General features: G+C 74.6%; 16 protein-coding genes and 1 riboswitch. Of the genes, 7 read left to right on the top strand and 9 right to left on the bottom strand.

Going from position 1 to position 16,339, the window contains the following annotated elements; translation table 11 throughout:
• Positions 1-43: 43 nt before the first annotated feature.
• Positions 44-931, top strand: a complete 888-nt coding sequence (locus AC54T2_RS06715) for an ATP-binding cassette domain-containing protein (protein ID WP_496665823.1) — start codon at positions 44-46, stop codon at positions 929-931.
• Positions 931-1,740 carry an ABC transporter permease gene (locus tag AC54T2_RS06710; protein WP_496665822.1) on the top strand — a complete coding sequence of 270 codons (810 nt, stop codon included), beginning with the start codon at positions 931-933 and terminating at the stop codon, positions 1,738-1,740. Before AC54T2_RS06715 ends, AC54T2_RS06710 begins: the two co-directional genes overlap by 1 nt.
• 6 nt (positions 1,741-1,746) lie before the next feature.
• Here the strand turns inward: AC54T2_RS06710 and AC54T2_RS06705 are convergent, their stop codons facing one another.
• Genes AC54T2_RS06705 through AC54T2_RS06695 form a run of 3 tightly spaced genes read right to left on the bottom strand, consistent with a single transcriptional unit; the run spans position 1,747 to position 5,061 of the window.
• Complete coding sequence (locus tag AC54T2_RS06705; protein WP_496665821.1) at positions 1,747-2,322, bottom strand: hypothetical protein; 576 nt, start codon at positions 2,320-2,322, stop codon at positions 1,747-1,749.
• Entirely contained in the window at positions 2,319-2,990 is a 672-nt protein-coding gene (locus AC54T2_RS06700; protein ID WP_496665820.1) for a class I SAM-dependent methyltransferase, read from the bottom strand. Before AC54T2_RS06700 ends, AC54T2_RS06705 begins: the two co-directional genes overlap by 4 nt.
• 1 nt (position 2,991) lies before the next feature.
• Positions 2,992-5,061 (bottom strand): acyl-CoA dehydrogenase family protein, encoded by a 2,070-nt coding sequence (locus AC54T2_RS06695; protein ID WP_496665819.1) that lies wholly within the window; start codon positions 5,059-5,061, stop codon positions 2,992-2,994.
• A 35-nt stretch (positions 5,062-5,096) separates the two neighbouring features.
• Here AC54T2_RS06695 and AC54T2_RS06690 point away from each other — a divergent pair, with 35 nt between their 5' ends.
• Positions 5,097-5,972 carry a sulfotransferase domain-containing protein gene (locus AC54T2_RS06690; protein WP_496665818.1) on the top strand — a complete coding sequence of 292 codons (876 nt, stop codon included), beginning with the start codon at positions 5,097-5,099 and terminating at the stop codon, positions 5,970-5,972.
• Between the two features lie 36 nt (positions 5,973-6,008).
• Here AC54T2_RS06690 and AC54T2_RS06685 read toward each other — a convergent pair whose 3' ends face one another.
• The 5 genes from AC54T2_RS06685 to AC54T2_RS06665 form a co-directional block, all read right to left on the bottom strand.
• Positions 6,009-7,448 (bottom strand): C40 family peptidase, encoded by a 1,440-nt coding sequence (locus AC54T2_RS06685; RefSeq protein WP_496665817.1) that lies wholly within the window; start codon positions 7,446-7,448, stop codon positions 6,009-6,011.
• 162 nt (positions 7,449-7,610) lie between these two features.
• Positions 7,611-8,657, bottom strand: a complete 1,047-nt coding sequence (locus tag AC54T2_RS06680) for a phosphatase PAP2 family protein (protein WP_241005303.1) — start codon at positions 8,655-8,657, stop codon at positions 7,611-7,613.
• Between the two features lie 21 nt (positions 8,658-8,678).
• Entirely contained in the window at positions 8,679-9,680 is a 1,002-nt protein-coding gene (locus tag AC54T2_RS06675) for an ABC transporter ATP-binding protein (RefSeq protein ID WP_186340081.1), read from the bottom strand.
• A 2-nt stretch (positions 9,681-9,682) separates the two neighbouring features.
• Positions 9,683-11,317, bottom strand: coding sequence for an ABC transporter permease subunit (locus tag AC54T2_RS06670; RefSeq protein ID WP_489975648.1), 1,635 nt, complete (start codon positions 11,315-11,317; stop codon positions 9,683-9,685).
• Positions 11,314-12,396: a thiamine ABC transporter substrate-binding protein gene (locus tag AC54T2_RS06665; RefSeq protein ID WP_186340080.1), complete on the bottom strand. Its 1,083-nt coding sequence runs from the start codon at positions 12,394-12,396 to the stop codon at positions 11,314-11,316. The genes AC54T2_RS06670 and AC54T2_RS06665 overlap by 4 nt, the downstream gene beginning before the upstream one ends.
• Positions 12,386-12,495: riboswitch (TPP riboswitch) on the bottom strand. It overlaps the preceding gene by 11 nt.
• A gap of 59 nt (positions 12,496-12,554) precedes the next feature.
• On the opposite strand from AC54T2_RS06665, the gene AC54T2_RS06660 reads away from it, so the two are divergent.
• Positions 12,555-13,454 carry an alpha/beta hydrolase gene (locus AC54T2_RS06660; RefSeq protein ID WP_496665816.1) on the top strand — a complete coding sequence of 300 codons (900 nt, stop codon included), beginning with the start codon at positions 12,555-12,557 and terminating at the stop codon, positions 13,452-13,454.
• Positions 13,451-13,906 (top strand): GNAT family N-acetyltransferase, encoded by a 456-nt coding sequence (locus AC54T2_RS06655; protein WP_496665815.1) that lies wholly within the window; start codon positions 13,451-13,453, stop codon positions 13,904-13,906. Before AC54T2_RS06660 ends, AC54T2_RS06655 begins: the two co-directional genes overlap by 4 nt.
• Here AC54T2_RS06655 and AC54T2_RS06650 read toward each other — a convergent pair.
• Entirely contained in the window at positions 13,851-15,011 is a 1,161-nt protein-coding gene (locus AC54T2_RS06650; protein ID WP_496665814.1) for an aldehyde dehydrogenase family protein, read from the bottom strand. The two genes, AC54T2_RS06655 and AC54T2_RS06650, sit on opposite strands and share 56 nt — an antisense overlap.
• A gap of 61 nt (positions 15,012-15,072) precedes the next feature.
• On the opposite strand from AC54T2_RS06650, the gene AC54T2_RS06645 reads away from it, so the two are divergent.
• Together AC54T2_RS06645 and AC54T2_RS06640 are read left to right on the top strand one after the other, a co-directional pair.
• Positions 15,073-15,816 carry a helical backbone metal receptor gene (locus AC54T2_RS06645; RefSeq protein WP_496665813.1) on the top strand — a complete coding sequence of 248 codons (744 nt, stop codon included), beginning with the start codon at positions 15,073-15,075 and terminating at the stop codon, positions 15,814-15,816.
• A gap of 9 nt (positions 15,817-15,825) precedes the next feature.
• Complete coding sequence (locus AC54T2_RS06640; protein WP_186340075.1) at positions 15,826-16,314, top strand: MarR family winged helix-turn-helix transcriptional regulator; 489 nt, start codon at positions 15,826-15,828, stop codon at positions 16,312-16,314.
• The last annotated feature ends 25 nt before the right edge of the window (positions 16,315-16,339 follow it).

Genomic DNA, 16,339 nt, shown 5'->3' with positions numbered 1-16,339 from the left:
GCCGATCGTGACAGGTCGCTACTGCGTACGTCATACTCTGTGTATGGCACACGCAATTCCGATCGAGCTCGACCGCGTCCGGGTGTCCTACGGCGCCCACGCCGCGCTCGACGACCTCTCGCTCGTCGTCGCACCCGGCATCCATGCGTTGCTCGGTCCCAACGGCGCCGGAAAGACGACGGTCGTCCGCGTCGTCACCACGCTGCTGCGGCCCGACAGCGGAGGCGTGCGCGTGGCCGGGTTCGACGCCACCACGCATCCGGTCGAGGTGCGCCGCCGCATCGCCGTCACCGGCCAGCACGCCGCCGTGGACGACGCGCTGTCGGGACGCGAGAACCTCGTCCAGGTGGCCCGGCTGCTCGGGACGCCCGCTGGCGCGGCGCGGCGGCGCGCCGACGACCTGCTCGAGCGCCTCGACCTCGCTGCCGCCGGTGGACGCCGGGTGTCCGGCCTCTCCGGCGGCATGCGTCGGCGCCTGGACCTCGCTGTGAGCCTGGTGCACCCGCCGCAGGTGCTGGTGCTCGACGAGCCGACCACCGGCCTCGACGCACGCAGCCGCCATGCGCTGTGGGACCAGGTGCGGGCCCTGGCCGGCGAGGGCACGGCCGTGCTGCTCACCACCCAGCACCTCGACGAGGCCGACGTCCTGGCCGACACGGTCTCGGTGGTGGACCAGGGGCGGGTCGTGGCGCAGGGCACCACCGAGCAGCTCAAGGCGCGGGTGGGCGGTGGCCGGCTCCGGCTCCTCGACGGTGACCGGGTCGTCACCGAGCTCGCCACCGACGGCACTGCCGGCGACGTGGCCCGCCGGCTCGCCGACCTGGGCAGCGGGGTCTCCGGACTGCGCGTCGAGGTGCACCGTCCGTCGCTGGAGGAGGCGTTCCTCGCCCTCACCGGCGTCGCCCGGCCCGGCACCGAGCGGGTGGCGTGATGATGGCCGCCCCGCACGCGCCCGCGCCCGCCCCCGCACCGGGAAGCGGGTTCCTGCGGGCGTCCATGGTGATGACCGGGCGCTCCGCGCGGCTCGCGGGACGCGACGTGGAGGCGATGCTGATGGCCGTCGTGCTGCCCGTGATGCTGATGCTCGTCTTCACCTACGTCTTCGGCGGTGCCCTCTCGCCGACCGGCTCGACCGGCGACTACCTCGCCTACGTCGTGCCGGGCGTGGTGCTGACCTGCGCGGGCTTCGGCGCCGCGACCACGGCCGTCGCGGTCAACCGGGACCTCGCGACCGGGACGATGGCCCGCGTGCGCACGATGCCGGTGCCCAGCGCCTCGCTCGTCGTGGGGCACGTCGTGGTGAGCCTGGCTCGCAACCTCCTCGCCACCGCCGTGGTGCTCGTCGTGGCGGTGGCCATCGGCTACCGACCCGATGCCGGGGTGGTCGCATGGCTCGCCGTCGCGGGCGTCCTCGCGGCCTGGATCCTCGCCATCACCGCGATCTTCGCCTGCCTCGGCCTCGTCGCCGGCTCACCGGAGGCCGCCACCGGCTACGGATTCCTCCTGCTCTTCCTGCCCTACGCCTCCAGCGCGTTCGTCCCGGTGCGGACGATGCCCGACTGGCTGGCCGCCTTCGCCGCCCACCAGCCGCTGACACCGGTGGTCGAGACCCTCCGGGACCTCCTCCTCGGCCGGACGCCCGGCTCCGAGGCGTTCGTCGCGCTCGCGTGGTGCGGCGGCCTCACCGCGGTCGCGCTCGCCGCGGCGGCCCACCTGTTCCCCCGGCGCAGCGGGCTCTGACACCGCTCAGGTGTCCGACAGGAACGCCACGAGCGCCCGCGCGACCTCCAGATGGATCTCGGCGGTGCGCACCGCGTCGGGGGTGGCCATGGCGTGGTCGGCATCGGGCACCTCGAGCACCTCGCACCCCGCGTCGGCGAGCTCGCGGGCCACAGAGGCGTCCCAGAGCTCGTCCTCGAGCCCGCCGACGAGCAGCTGGCGCCCCGGGTTGGCCGCGATGCCCTCGGCGACGACCGGGTCGACGAGCAGCGGGGTGAGCCAGATGCTGTCGAGGCCGCGCTCGGCGGCGTACGGCGCCGCGCGGGTGCCGAGCGACTTGCCGACCACCAGCACGCGGTCGGCGTCCTCCTCGGCGAGCGCGGCGGCCACGTGCCGGCGCACCCACGCCTCGGCGTCCTCGTCCCCGCGGGTGGTCGAGTCCCACCAGAGCTCGCGCACGGTCAGGTCGTGCTGGAGCAGCGCGCGGGTGGCAAAGGCGAGCAGGGGCGCGCTGGGCGGATAGGCCCGGCCGGGAGCGACGACGGCGAGGCCGCGGCTCGCGCCGGCGGGCTCGAAGCGCGTGGGCAGTCCGCCGAACGTCATCGAGCGTCGTCCTTCCGGGCGCGGAAGTAGCCGGCCCCGCCGTGGATCGTGAGGTCGACGTCGCGGCAGCCGGAGCGGCGCAGCCAGGCGACCGCCTCGGCCGAGGTGCACATCGGGCCGAGGACGCCCGCGCGGGTGCCGACGCGGCGCAGTGGTGCGTACCGCGGCCCGGTGTCGGTGAACAGCGAGCTGCCGGTGAGCACGGCCCCGGGGGCGAGCACCCGCGCCATCTCCGCGAGCGCGCGCCCCGGGTCGGGGAAGCAGTGCAGCCCCGTCAGGGTGACGACGAGGTCGAAGGAGGCGTCGGCGAACGGCAGGGCGCCGACGTCGGCGCACGTCGTGGTGACCTGGTCGGCCACCCCGAGGCGGGCCGCGGTGGCCCGGGTGCGGGCGAGCATGGTCGGGGAGATGTCGGCGGCGACGTAGTCGAGGCCCTGCCCCGGGCGCAGGCCGCGCAGCGCGACGCCGGACCCGGCCGGCAGGTCCAGCACCCGCGCGCCGCGCGGCAGGGTGCCGATCTCGGCGGCGGCGGCGTGGAGCAGGGACAGGTCGCTGCCGGTGGCGGCGCGCCAGGCCACCCGGCCGACGCGGTCGTGCTCCACGAGCCAGGGGTAGACGTAGGACCACAGCGGGTCGTCGCTCCAGCCGCCGAGCCCGGGGAGCCGCACGTCAGCCGCCCGCCCTGTCGCCCGAGCCGGTGGGACCGCCGAGCAGGTCGGGGCTGCGCAGCACCTCGGGCGGCACCCCGAAGGCGTCGACGAGGTCGACGGCCAGCGGCCGCACCTTGCGGCAGAGCGCGCCGACCTCGCGGGTGATCGCCTTGGAGCGGGCGCTGGAGAGCCGGCCGTGCTCCATGAACCAGGCCCGGTCGGCCTCGATGACGCTGAGCGCGTGCAGGTCGCACAGCAGGTTGAGCGCGACCTTGAGGTCGCCGTCGGGCAGGTCGGCGGTCTTCTGCACGAACGCCTCGAGCACCAGTCGCTCGGTGTGGGCGCGGGCGGCGGCCATGACGTGGTCCTGGACGCGGGAGAAGACGGCGCCGGGGTCCATGCCCCGGTCGATCCCCCGCTTGAGACGCCGCGCGACGCCGCCGATCATGTGCTCCTCGCGGAAGCGGAGCATGGCGAGCTGGTAGTTGGGGTCGAGCAGCCCGGCCTCCTGGTCCCAGGTGTCGCCGCCGGGCAGGAGGTCGCGCACCGACTGCACCAGCTTGTGCACGGCGGTGCGCTCGACCACCGTCTCGACCGCGAGGCCGGCGACGAAGCGCGCCATGCCGAGCTGGTCCATGTCCTCGAACGCGCCGGAGTAGTCGGTGAGCAGGCCCTTGGCGACGAGCTGGAGCAGCACGTGGTTGTCGCCCTCGAAGGTGGTGAAGACGTCGGTGTCGGCCTTGAGGGCGGCGAACCGGTTCTCGCTGAGGTAGCCCGCCCCGCCGCACGCCTCGCGGCACTCCTGGATGGTGCGGGTGGCGTGCCAGGTGCCGAGCGCCTTGGTGCCCGCCGCGCGCGACTCGAGCACGCGGCGGGCGTGCTCGTCGCCCCCCGCGCCCGAGAACACGTCGTGCAGCTGCTCGGCGACGACCTCCTGGGCGAAGTGCAGCGCGTAGGTGCGCGCGAGCAGCGGCAGCAGGCGCCGCTGGTGCATGCCGTAGTCGAGGAGCACCTGCTCCTCGCCGGGCGAGGTGGCCTCGAACTGGCGGCGCCGGGCGCCGTAGCGCACGGCGATGGCGAGGGCCACCTTGGCGGCGTTGATCGCGGCGCCACCGACGCACACGCGACCCTGCACCAGGGTGCCGAGCATCGTGAAGAAGCGCTTGTTGGGGTTGTCGATGGGCGAGAGGTAGCGGCCCTCGGGGGTGACCTCGGCGAACTGGTTGAGCAGCGCCGTGCGGGGCACCCGGACGCCGTCGAACCAGATGCGGCCGTTGTCCACGCCGCCCAGGCCCATCTTGGGACCGCAGTCCTCGATGCGGACGCCGTCGAGCACCCGGCCGCCCCCGTCGCGGAGCGGGACGACGAGGGCGTGGACGCCGTGGCGCTCGCCGCCGACCTCGAGCTGGGCGAACACGACGGCGAGCCGGGCGTGCGCGGCGGCGTTGCCGATGTAGTCCTTGCGGCTCGCGTCGTCGGGCGTGGTGACCACGAACTCCTGCGCCTCGGCGTCGTAGGTCGCGACGGTGCCGAGCGCCTGGACGTTGGAGCCGTGCCCGGTCTCGGTCATCGCGAAGCAGCCCATGGTGCGGCCGCTGACGACGTCGGCCAAGTAGGCGTCGTGGTGGTGCCTGGTGCCGAGCTGGAGGATCGCGCCGCCGAACAGGCCGAACTGCACGCCGACCTTCACCAGGACCGACAGGTCGCCGAGGGCGAGGGTCTCGAAGGCCGCCACGGAGGCGCCGATGTCGCCGCCGCCGCCGTACTCCTCGGGGAAGCCCATGCCGGTCTGGCCGGTGCGGGCCATCGTCAGCACGACGTCCTTGACCCGCTCGCGGAACTCGGCCGTGGTCAGCTGCTCCTGGTCGAGCAGGATCTGTGCGTGCTCGACCAGGTTGGCGCGCACCAGGTCGCGGGCCTCGCGGTGCGGGCCGTCGAGGAGCCTGCGGAGGGCCTCGGCGTCGACCTGGGGCTGGCGGTAGCCCGCGTCGTCGGCGTGGACCGCGTCGTCCTCGATGTGGGCGGGCGGGGCCCCAGGCTCCACGGTCGGCAGCTCGTCGGCGATGGGCGGGACCTGGTCGGTGGCCATTCACCAAACCTAGCCATGCAGGTAGGTTCACCGCGATGAACGTGTCGGATGCCACCCCACCGGGCGAGCCGCTCGGGTCGATGGCCTACAACTTCGCCGTCGTGGGCGTGCAGAAGGGTGGGACGTCGACGCTCGCGGTGACCCTCAACCAGCACCGCATGGTGTGCCAGCCGCCCGAGAAGGAGCGCCACTACTTCGACGACGAGACCGTCGACTGGTCGGCGCCCGACTACGAGCGCGACTACACCGCGCCCCGTCGCGCCCGGGTGCACCGGCTGCTCGGCGACGCCTCCCCCACCTACCTCTACTGGCCGCACGCCCTCGAGCGGATGCGCGCCTACAAGCCCGACATGCCGCTGGTCGCGGTGTTCCGCGACCCGCTGGAGCGGCTGTTCTCCCACTGGGTGATGCTGCGCTCGCGCAACCTCGCGTGGCCCGACTGGCCGGACTTCCTCACCGAGTGGCCGCACACGTCGCTGCCCGACTCCGTGCCCGACGACGTGCGCACGATGCGGTGGCGGCACATGACCGGCCTGGCGCGGGGGTTCTACGGCGAGCAGCTGCAGCGCGGCTTCGAGCTCTTCGACCGGCGGCAGTGGCTGCTGCTGGAGCTGCGCTCCATGCTCGGCGACTTCGAGGCCACGGTCCACCGCACCACCGACTTCCTCGACCTCCCCCGCTTCGAGCGCGTGCCGCCCCTGCAGAACTGGCACGCCGGCGCCGCGCAGGTGCCGGGCACCGCCCCGACCGCCGACGACCTGGCGCGGGTGGCGGAGGTCTACGCCAAGGACCTCGCGCTGTTCGAGGAGCTCTCCGACATCGACACCTCGGCATGGCCGACCCGGCTCGTCCTGGACGGCCGGCTCGATCCCGGCGAGCTGGCCGCGCGGTTCGCCCGCAAGGTGCGCTGAGGCTCCACCTGGTCCCCCGCCCGGTCCCCCGACCGGTCAGGGGCGGGCGAAGAAGTTGGGCGCCCGCCAGGAGTACATCGACTCCAGGGTCACCGGGCGGCCGGTGCGCGGCGCATGGATGATCTGCCCGTCACCGACGTAGATCGCGACGTGGTAGATCGAGCTCGGGTTGCTCGAGGACCCCCAGAACACGAGGTCACCGGGAGCGACCTGGCTGGCGGCGATCGTCGTCGACTCGGCGTACTGCGCGACCGAGTAGTGCGGCAGCGACGTGCCGCCTGCGGCCCACGCCCCCTGCGTCAGGCCCGAGCAGTCCCACGCGTCCGGACCGGCGGCGCCCCACCGGTAGGGCTCGCCGAGCTGGGCGGTCGCGAACGCGATCGCCGCGGCGGCGCCCGTCGCTGCCGGCGGCGGGGGCAGCGGGGTGGGCGTGGGGGTCTCCGTCGGCGTCGGCGTCGGGGTGGGTGCTTCGGTCGGCGTCGGCGTCGGGGTCGGGGTGGGTGCTTCGGTCGGCGTCGGAGTGGGTGTTCCGGTCGGCGTCGGGGTGGGTGTCGGGGTGGGTGTGTGCGTCGGCGCCGGGGTGGGCGTCGGGGTCGGCTGCTCCTCCTCGGCCTCCTCCTGCGCCTCGGCCTCGGCCTGCGCCTGGGCTGCGGCCTCTGCCTCGGCCTCCGCCTGGGCCGCGGCGGCAGCCGCCTCGGCGGCGGCCTTCTCGAGCGCGGACTGGCGCCTCTCGGCGAGGCGCACGCTGATCCCCTGGAGCTCGGCGAGCTCGGCGATCAGGCCGGCCTTGGTGTCCGCGACGGACTGCGCCTGTGCGGTGGCGTCCGCCTCGGCGGCGGCCGCGGCGTCGCGCGCCTGCTCGGCGTCCGCCTCCGCGGTGTCGGCCCGCTCGGCGGCCGCGGCGGCGGCGGACGCTGTCACGTCGGCGACGGCCGACGACGCGACGAAGGCGTCGTACTGGTGGTCGAGCGCGTCCGAGGTGGTGCCCATGGTCACCGTGCGGGCGAGCAGCGACTCGACGCCGTCGGCCTCGACGATCGCCGAGAGGCCCTGCACCTGGGTGCCGTCCTCGTAGGACTGCACGACGGTGTCGGCGTAGAGGTCGCGCTGCGCCTCGATGTCCGCGCGGGCGTCGTCGGCGGCGGCCTGCGCCTCCTCGGCGTCGGCGCGGGCCTGCTCGGCGCGCCAGCGGGCGCCGTTCCACGCCTCGGCGGCGCGCGCGGCCTGCTCGGCCGCCCCGTCGAGCGTGAGGTTGGCGCGGATCAGGTCGGCCTGGACGGCCGCGACGTCGCGCTCCTTGGCACTCGCCCGGTCCTGGGCGGCGGCGACGTCGGCCTCGCTCGGCACCGGGTCGCCGTCCGCGTGGGCCGCGTGCCCGCCGCCGACGGCGAGGCCGGCGACCAGCACGACGGCACCGGCCCAGCGCGCGGCCGTACGACGCGTGGGCTCGTGGTGCTGTGGTGCGGTGTCGGGCACGGGGCTCCCTCGTGGTCTCGGGGCCCGTGCGACTTCCCCTTCGCACGGGCAACTCGTGCCACGTTAGAGAACTTTCGTCACACTGGGAACACTTTCCCCAACTTTCTCAGGAACGCCCGGCGTGTCGGCTTGCAAACTACACGGCTGTAGTTCTAAGAGCGATCACTCTGCGTCGACCGGCACCTGGCTGGTCGTGGAGGTGGGGTGGCTCGTCAACCGGTGCCGGTCGAACCTCTGCCCGCTCGCGAGCCCGCCGAGCCAGAAGGAGAAGAGCGCGATCACGACGCCGGCGAGGTCGTCGGCGATGTAGTGCCAGCCGAAGTAGAGCGTCGCGACGACGGTGATCGCGAAGTTGGCCCAGAAGACGACGTGGAGGACCTTGTTGCGCAGGGTGTACTGCACCATCAGCGCCACGAGCAGGGTGATCGCGACGTGGAGCGAGGCGAAGCCGGCGACCGACTGCACGGCGGTGTCCGCGCCGTCGCGGATGACGCCCTTGCGCCCGTAGAACAGGGCCTCCATCAACGCGCTCGAGCCGGTCTCGGGCAGGTCGGCGTAGAGGTAGCTGTACTGGAAGCCGGGACCGAGGGTGGGCAGCGCGAAGTAGGACGCCGTGCCGAGCGACCAGGCCAGGCACTGCGAGGTGGCGAACCAGTAGCCGAAGGTGATGTTGCGCGACCACACCAGCCAGGCCGCCAGCGCCAGCGGCACGAGCGGCAGGAACCAGAGGTAGATCGTGGACAGGATGTGCGCGGAGAAGCCGGTGCCGAGCACGGTGTGCAGGATCGTCGCCGGCTCGTGGCCGAACATCAGCGCCCGGTCGACGAGGTGCAGCTCGCGGTCGTACTTGTCCTCGCCCATGATGAAGGGCAGGAACGACTTGAGGTTCCGGTAGCAGACGTAGGTGATGTAGAACGACACGAGCCCGAGCACCACGAGGGTGATCCGCTCGCGGTCCCAGTGGGTGCGGATCCGCTCGCGGACGATGTCGGGCATCAGGGTGGGCTTCATCCGTGACTGCCACAGCGTGCGGGGAAGCAGGTCGAGCAGGAACGCGCCGAGGATCAGCAGCGGCAGCCGGAGCCACGACGGGCCCAGGAAGCCCTCGGGGTCGACCAATGGTCGGTCGAGCACGAGCGCGGCGGTGACGGCCAGGACGCCCATCGTGGCGGCGACTCCCACGAGGAGGGCATAGGCCGGTCGGTACACGTCCGTCAGTGTAGGGACGGGTCAGGGGGCGGGTGTGACCGGCAGCACAGCGAGACGCGTCGGGTCGACGCGCAGCGACACCGCGTCGCCGGGCGCCACCCGACTGCCGAGGGGCGCCACCGCGTCGGTCGTGCCGATGCCGTCGACGGCCACGACGAGGCGGACCAGCTCGGGGGTCACCCGGGCCGACTCGACCACGGCGGGCAGCGAGCCGGCCGGATCGACGACGAGGGCCGATCGGCGCAACGCGACGGCGGCGGCCCCGGGGAGGCCGGCGGCGCGCAGGGCCCGGCCGGCGGGCTCGTCGCGCAGCACGCGCGCGTAGCCGAGGAAGAGCGCGGTCTCCTCGTCGACGGGCTCGCGCCAGACCTCGTCGATCGCGCCCTGCTGGACGACTCTCCCCTCGCGCATCACCGCGAGCCGGTCGGCCAGCGCGAACGCCTCGTCGTGGTCGTGGGTGACCAGCAGGGCGGTGGTGCCCGCGGCGCCGAGGATCTCGCGCAGGTCGCCGGCCAGCCGCTCCCGGAGCGTGGTGTCGAGCGCCGACAGCGGCTCGTCGAGCAGGATCAGCCGTGGCTCGACCGCCAGCGCCCGGGCGAGCGCGACCCGCTGGCGCTCGCCCCCGGACAGCGTGGCGGGCAGCCGGTCGTCGTAGCCGGTGAGGCCCACGAGGTCGAGCAGCTCGCGCACGCGCGCCGCCACCCGGGCCGACGGCGTGCGCCGCAGGCGGAGCGCGTAGGCCACGTTGCGGGCCACCGTGAGGTGGGCGAAGAGCTGGCCGTCCTGGAACATCAGCGCGAAGCCGCGCTTGTGCGTGGGCACGCCGGAGAGGTCGGCGCCGTCCCACGAGATCGACCCGGAGGCGAGCGGCTCGAGGCCCGCGACGGCCCGCAGCAGGGTGGACTTGCCGCAGCCCGACGGCCCGAGCACGGCGAGCACCTGACCGGCCGCCAGGTCGAGCGACACGTGGTCGACGGCGACGGTGTCGCCGTAGCGGACGGAGGCGTCCTCGATCTCGAGCATCGTCAGAACGCTCCCACACCCGGCACGCGCAGCCGCTCGACGGCCAGCATGACCGCGGCGGTGGCCGCGGCGAGGACGACGGACGCGGCCAGCGCCATGCCGTAGTTCATCTCGCCGGGGTGCCCGATCAGCCGGAAGATCACGACCGGCAGGGTCGGGCTGGTGTCGCGGGCGAGGAAGGACGTCGCCCCGAACTCGCCCAGCGAGGCGGCGAAGGCGAACCCGCTCGCCGCGAGCATCGGCTTCCAGACCACGGGGAGGTCGACGGTGAGCAGGGTCCGCCACCCGGACGCGCCCAGGGACGCGGCGGCCTGCCGCTGGCGGTCGTCGATCCCGCCGAGCACCGGGGTGAGGGTGCGTACGACGAGCGGCAGCGCCACGAGCGCCTGCGCCATCGGCACGAGCAGCGGCGAGTCACGCAGGTCGAGCGGCGGCGAGTCGAGGGTGATCAGGAAGCCGAAGCCGAGCGTCACGGCGCTGACCCCCAGCGGCAGCATGAAGAAGGCGTCGAGGGTGGAACGCACGCGACGCTCGGCGAGGGAGTGCGAGCGCCGGGTGACGATGACCGAGACGGCGACCCCCACCAGCAGCGCCATCCAGGTCGCGTCGACGGCGGTGCGCAGGCTGGTGGCCAGCGCCGCCGTGACCGGCACGAGCAGCGCCTGGTTGTCCCCGGCGGTGGTGAGCGCACGGTAGTTGTCGAGCCCCCAGCCGTCGCCGACCTCGAGCGAGCCGGCGACCAGCGTGAGGATCGGCAGCAGCATCGCGGCGAGCACCAGCAGCGTCGCGACGACGACGGGCGCGTCGGCGCGGCGCACGGCCCGCGCGGGGGTCACGGCCCGCTGGGCCGTCGGGTCGGGTGTCGCCCGCAGCCGCGCGGCGAGCGCCAGCAGGCCGACGACGACCACGATCTGCAGCACCGACAGCGCCGCCGCCGCCCGGAGGTCGAAGATCGTGGTGGTGAGCAGGTAGATCTCGGTCTCGACCGTCGCGTACCGGACCCCGCCGAGGGTGAGCACGATGCCGAACGCCGTCGCGCAGAAGAGGAAGACGATGCTCGCCGCGCCGACGATCGCCGGCCGCAGCGCCGGGAGGGTGACCGTGCGCAGCACCTGCCACGGCGAGGCGCCGAGCGCGGCCGCCGCCTGGCCCGGGCGAGGGTCGAGCGACTCCCAGGCGACGCCGACGGTGCGCACCACGACCGCGATGTTGAAGAAGACCAGGCCGCACACGATGGCGACGGGTGTGCCGTCGAGGCCCAGGAAGCCGAGCGGTCCGCCCTCGCCCAGCAGCTGGCGGAACGCGACGCCGACCACGACGGTCGGCAGCACGAACGGCACCAGCAGCGCCGCGCGCACCGCGGCGCGTCCGGGCAGCGCGAGCCGGTGCAGGGCGTACGCCGCCGGCAGGCCGAGCACGACCGCGAGCAGCGTGGCGACGGCCGACGTCCACACGGTGAACCAGGCGACCCGGTGCACCCGCGGGCGGGCGAGGACGTCGAGCACCGCCCCCGGAGCGAGGCGGCCGTCGACGACGAACCCCTCGGCGAGCATCCCGCCCACCGGCAGCACGAAGAGGACGCCGAGCACCAGCACCGGCGCCGCGGCCAGCGCGAGGAGCGCGACGATGCGCCTCATCGCGAGACGACGTCGGTCCACTCGGTCAGCCACTGCTCGCGGTTGGCGGCGATCTCGTCCGGGTCCACCTCGTAGGGGTCGCTCGGCTGCGGGGCGAACTCGGCCCACTCCTCGGGGACGCTCGCGCCGGGCATCACCGGGAAGACGTACATCGACTCGGGCAGCGCCGACTGGACCTCGTCGCTGAGCAGCCACTCGACCAGCGCCGCGGCGCCGTCGGGGTTGTCGGCGCCGGCCAGCACGCCGACGTACTCGACCTGCCGGAAGCAGGTGTCGAGCAGGGCCGCGGTCGTCGACCTCCCGCCGCTGACGGTGAAGGCCGGGGAGGAGTCGTAGGAGACGACGATCGGGCGGGTGCCGTTGTCCGAGCCGGCGGTGAAGTCGCCGTAGTAGGCGTCCTCCCACCCGTCGACGACCTTGGCGCCGTTGGCGAGCAGGTCGGTCCAGTAGTCGGGCCAGGCGTCGCCGAAGGCGGCCACGGTGGCGAGGAAGAAGGCCATGCCGGGGCTGCTGGTGGAGGCGCCCGGGGTGACCAGGAGGTCGCGGTAGTCCTCGTCGGCGAGGTCCTCGAGGGTGCGCGGGGGCTCGAGGCCCTCCTCGGCGAACCAGGCGGTGTCGACGTTGACGCAGACGTTGGCCGAGTCGACCGGGACGAGCCGGTCGCCACCCTGAGGCAGGACGTACTCCTCGGGCGGCGTGGCCGTCGTGGTCACCTCGGCGAAGGCGCCCTCGCCGAGCGGGCGGGACGCGAAGGTGTTGTCGATGCCGAAGGCGGCGTCGGCGATGGGGTTGTCGGCGGTGAGGCTCAGCTTGGTGGCCAGGGTGCCGGCGTCGCCCGCGCCGCGGACCTCGAGGTCGTAGCCGGTCTCGTCCTCGAACGCCTTCACCAGCCTCTTGGGCAGGTGGAAGGACTCGTGCGTGGCCAGGACGACGGTGCCGCCGCCCTCGGCCCCCGCCGCCGACGAGGACGGCTCGGTGGCGGTGGACCCGTCGTCGTCCGCCCCGCCGGAGAGGCTGCAGCCGGCCAGGGCCAGCGCGGTGACTGCCGTGAGGGCAGGGCGGAGGATCGCGTGCTTCATCTGGACTCCCTATCGCCGGTGCTAGCCGGATCAGGTTCGGAGGGTCTGCGGCTGGTCCGCACTCTCAGCACGCCTGCACGTGCTCCCCTGTCTTCGTGGCGCCCACCCTAGCGCCGACCCGGTGCCGACGGGTCCCACCCGCCCCTACGCTGCGTGGCATGCCGAGCCGCCGCCACGACCTCCTCGCCCGCATCGTGCCCGTCCTGCGCCGCTCCCGCGAGCTCGACGACGAGCCCACCGAGCGCGCCCGCGTCGAGGCGTGGCACCGCACCCTGGACCGCAGCCTGCCGACCCGCGTCGTGCCGGGATTCGCGCGCCGCTGGGAGGTCTCGGTCACCGACATCGGCTTCCCCTCCTACGTCCTGACGCCGCGCAGGCGTCCGGCGACCCGCACGCTCTACTACGTGCACGGGGGCGGCTTCATGGCGCCGATCGATCCCTTCCACGTGCGCTACGCGACCCGGCTGGCCGACGCGATCGGCGCACGCGTCGTGCTGCCCGACTACCCGCTCGCTCCCGAGCACACCTGGGCCGACTCCCACGATGCGCTGGTCGAGGACGCCGCGAGGTGGGCGGCTGCGGACGGCGGCGCGGTGCTGGCCGGCGACTCCGCCGGCGGCGGGCTGGCGCTGGCCGTGGCGCTCTCGATGCGCGACCGCGGACTGGCTCCGGCGACGTCGCTCGTCCTGCACGCGCCCTGGGCCGACCTCACCACCTCGACGCCCGAGACCTTCGCCCTCGACGCGGTCGACCCCTGGCTGTTCATCGGCAAGACGCAGGCGTACGCCGCGTGGTGGGCCGGGTCGGCCGACGACCTCGCGCGGCCCGAGGTGTCGCCCGCGCTCGGCGACCTCGCCGGGCTGCCGCGCGCGCTGATGCTCTACGGCACCCGCGACCTGCTCGCCCCCGGCTGCCGGCTGCTGGCCCGGCGCGCCGCGGAGGCCGGGTGGGACCTGACCGCCGTCGAGGAGCCCGACCTGATCCACGTCTACGGCCTGCTGCCGGCCGTCCCCGAGAGCGCCCGCGCCTTCCGGCGGGTCACGGAGTTCGTCCGGTGAGGGTGCTGGTCGCCGGTGTCGACGAGCTGCCCGCGCGCCTGGCGTACGACGTGTGGCGGCTGCGCCAGGAGGTGTTCGTCGTCGAGCAGGACTGCCCCTACCCCGACCTCGACGGCCGCGACCTCGAGGCGAGCACCCGCCACGTGGTGCTCCTCGACGACGGCGACGAGGTGGTGGGCACCCTCCGCGTGCTCGAGGACGGGGACGCGCTGCGGATCGGCCGCGTCGTCGTCGCTGCGGCCGCCCGCGGGCGCGGGCTCGCCGCGCTGATGATGGACGAGGCGATCGCGCTGTGCGCCGGCCGGGCGGTGCGCCTCGACGCCCAGGCCCCGCTGGCGGACTTCTACGCGGCCTGGGGCTTCGAGGTGGCGGGGCCGGAGTTCGACGAGGACGGCATCAGGCACGTGCCGATGAGGAGGGCGGGGAGGGAGCAGGCGCGGCCGCGACCATGAGCACCGGGCCGAGCACCTCCTCGCGGACCAGCCGCGAGCCGGGCGACAGCCCGCCCACGACCGTGGGCGCGAACCACCACCCGGGGCGGTCGAAGGGCTGACCGCCGAGGGCGACGTCGCCGCCCTCGCTGCGGGCGAGGTCGAGGTAGCGCCGCACCCGGTCGCGAGCGGCCGCCGAGCGCAGCGGGCCGCAGACGGTCGCGGGGTCGGACGGGTCGCCGACGGCGACCGCCCGCATGGCCTCGACGGCCACCTGCAGCGCCTCGGCGTGGCGGTGCGCCGGCACGACCACGCTCGCCGGGAGCCGGCAGCCCTGGCCGGCGTTGGCCGCTACGGCCGACGCGGCGCGGGCCACGACGTCCTGGAGGTCTGCGTCGTCACCGACGCGCACCGACTGGGGACCGCCGACGTCGAGGTGCAGCCGCTTGCCGGCGCGCTGGCCGGCCTGGTGCACCCGCTCGGCCACGACGGCCGACCCGGTGAGCGACACCTCGTCGACGCGGTCGTCGAGGACGATGGCGATGGCGACGTCGACGTCGCGGGTGGTCACCACGTTGAGCACCCCGCGCGGCAGCACGTCGAGGCCGATGCGGCCCAGCTCGATCGCGGCGCTCGCGGCCTCGGCGGCGGGCTTGAGCACGACGGCGCCTCCCGCGGCGAGCACCCGCCCGACCTCCGCGACCGCCACGGCCAGCGGCGAGGTGGCGGGCGTGACCACGGCGGTCACCCCGGCCGTCGCGGCGGGCTGGGGCCGGCGGGACGCCATCGTCGCGAGCGCGGCGTCGAGGTGGGCGTCGCGCAGGCCGACCGGCACGCCGGTCTCGGCCGCCATCAGCGCGACGAGGGCGTCGGCGTGCTCGGCCACCGCGGCGGCGAAGCGGCGTACGGCCTCGGCGCGGAGGTCGGCGTCACTGCTCCACTGCGTCGCGTCGACGGCGCGCCGGGCGGCGCTCACCGCCGCGCGGGCGTCGCCAGCGTCCGCGTCGGGCAGCTCCCAGAGCGGCTCGCCGGTGGCGGGACTGCGGACGGGGAAGGCCCAGCCCTGGCCCGTCGGGCGCTCCGTGCCGTCGATCGGCAGCCCTCGGGGGCGGGCGTGCTTGCTCATGCGGAGCACTCCATCACGGCGCAGGGGCGCCCCCACCACCCCGGGTGGCTAGCCTCCTCACATGCGCGACGACCTCGGGGCGGACGTCCCCCTGCGGGCCCCCGCCACCCGCATCGTCTCCCTCGTCCCGAGCCTGACCGAGGCCATCGCCGCCACGGCGCCCGACCGGCTGGTCGGGGCCACCGACTGGTGCACTCACCCCGCCGACCTCGCCGTCGCCCGGGTGCGCGGCACGAAGAATCCCGACCTCGCCGCGATCAGGGCCCTGTCCCCCGACCTGGTCGTGGCCAACATGGAGGAGAACCGCGAGCTCGACGTGCGCCGCCTCCGCGACGCCGGCGTGCCCGTCTGGGTGACGCGGATCGAGACCGTCGCCCAGTCGCTCGAGTCGATGTCGCGGCTGCTCGCCACCGCGCTCGACGTGCCCGATCCCGGCTGGCTGGTCGAGGCCCGGAGGCTGTGGGGCGCTCCCTCGCCGCGACGGCTCGCGGTCGCCGTGCCGATCTGGCGCGACCCGTGGATGGTCGTCGGGTCGCCGACCTACACCGACGACCTCCTCGCCACGGCCGGGCTGGTCAACGTGCTCGCCGACCGGGAGGGGCGCTACCCCACCGTCACGCCCGACGAGATCGACCGCGCCGGCGCCGACGTGGTGCTGCTGCCCGACGAGCCCTACGTCTTCACCGCCGACGACGGACCCGAGGCGCTGCGCACCCCGACGCGGCTGGTGTCGGGCCGGCTGCTGACCTGGTACGGCCCGGCGATGGTCGAGGCGCACGCCGTGCTCACCTCGTCGGATCGCTAACCTCCAGACATGACCCGCGACCCGATCGTCGAGGCCCACCGGCAGTGGGTGGCCCACGGCTGGGCGGAGGCGGCCGACGGGATGGCGATGGTGACCTCCCTCGTGCGCGCCCAGCAGCTGCTGATGGAGCGCATCGACGCCGTGCTGCGCCCGCGCGGGCTGACGTTCGCCCGCTACGAGGTGCTGCGGCTGCTGTCGTTCAGCCGCGGTGCCGCGATGCCGATGTCGCGACTCGGGTCGCTGCTGCAGGTGCACCCCACCAGCGTCACCAGCGCGGTGGACCGGCTGGTGGGCCAGGGCTACGTCGAGCGCGTGCGCAGCGACGAGGACAAGCGCGTCGTACGCGCGGTGCTGACCGAGGCCGGCAGGGAGTCGGTCGAGGAGGCGACGCTCGCGCTCAACCGCGAGGTCTTCGAGGCGCCCGGACTGCCCGCCTCGGAGGTGCGTGACCTGACCGACCGGCTGAGCGCGCTGCGGCTCGGGCTCGGGGACTCCTGAGGGTCGCGTCGGCGAAGTGACTTCC

The sequence above is a fragment of the Nocardioides sp. Z35_8 genome (assembly GCF_059621125.1).
Note: the sequence above shows the minus strand (reverse complement) of the source record. Positions and strands in the feature narration are given on the sequence as shown.

What these genes read in the sequence shown, in the direction of transcription:
- AC54T2_RS06715 (WP_496665823.1), top strand. Translation starts at nt 44, where the DNA reads ATGGCACACGCAATTCCGATCGAGCTCGACCGCGTCCGGGTGTCCTAC.
- AC54T2_RS06710 (WP_496665822.1), top strand. Translation starts at nt 931, where the DNA reads ATGATGGCCGCCCCGCACGCGCCCGCGCCCGCCCCCGCACCGGGAAGC.
- AC54T2_RS06705 (WP_496665821.1), bottom strand. Translation starts at nt 2,322, where the DNA reads ATGACGTTCGGCGGACTGCCCACGCGCTTCGAGCCCGCCGGCGCGAGC.
- AC54T2_RS06695 (WP_496665819.1), bottom strand. Translation starts at nt 5,061, where the DNA reads ATGGCCACCGACCAGGTCCCGCCCATCGCCGACGAGCTGCCGACCGTG.
- AC54T2_RS06690 (WP_496665818.1), top strand. Translation starts at nt 5,097, where the DNA reads ATGAACGTGTCGGATGCCACCCCACCGGGCGAGCCGCTCGGGTCGATG.
- AC54T2_RS06675 (WP_186340081.1), bottom strand. Translation starts at nt 9,680, where the DNA reads ATGCTCGAGATCGAGGACGCCTCCGTCCGCTACGGCGACACCGTCGCC.
- AC54T2_RS06670 (WP_489975648.1), bottom strand. Translation starts at nt 11,317, where the DNA reads ATGAGGCGCATCGTCGCGCTCCTCGCGCTGGCCGCGGCGCCGGTGCTG.
- AC54T2_RS06665 (WP_186340080.1), bottom strand. Translation starts at nt 12,396, where the DNA reads ATGAAGCACGCGATCCTCCGCCCTGCCCTCACGGCAGTCACCGCGCTG.
- AC54T2_RS06660 (WP_496665816.1), top strand. Translation starts at nt 12,555, where the DNA reads ATGCCGAGCCGCCGCCACGACCTCCTCGCCCGCATCGTGCCCGTCCTG.
- AC54T2_RS06650 (WP_496665814.1), bottom strand. Translation starts at nt 15,011, where the DNA reads ATGAGCAAGCACGCCCGCCCCCGAGGGCTGCCGATCGACGGCACGGAG.
- AC54T2_RS06645 (WP_496665813.1), top strand. Translation starts at nt 15,073, where the DNA reads ATGCGCGACGACCTCGGGGCGGACGTCCCCCTGCGGGCCCCCGCCACC.
- AC54T2_RS06640 (WP_186340075.1), top strand. Translation starts at nt 15,826, where the DNA reads ATGACCCGCGACCCGATCGTCGAGGCCCACCGGCAGTGGGTGGCCCAC.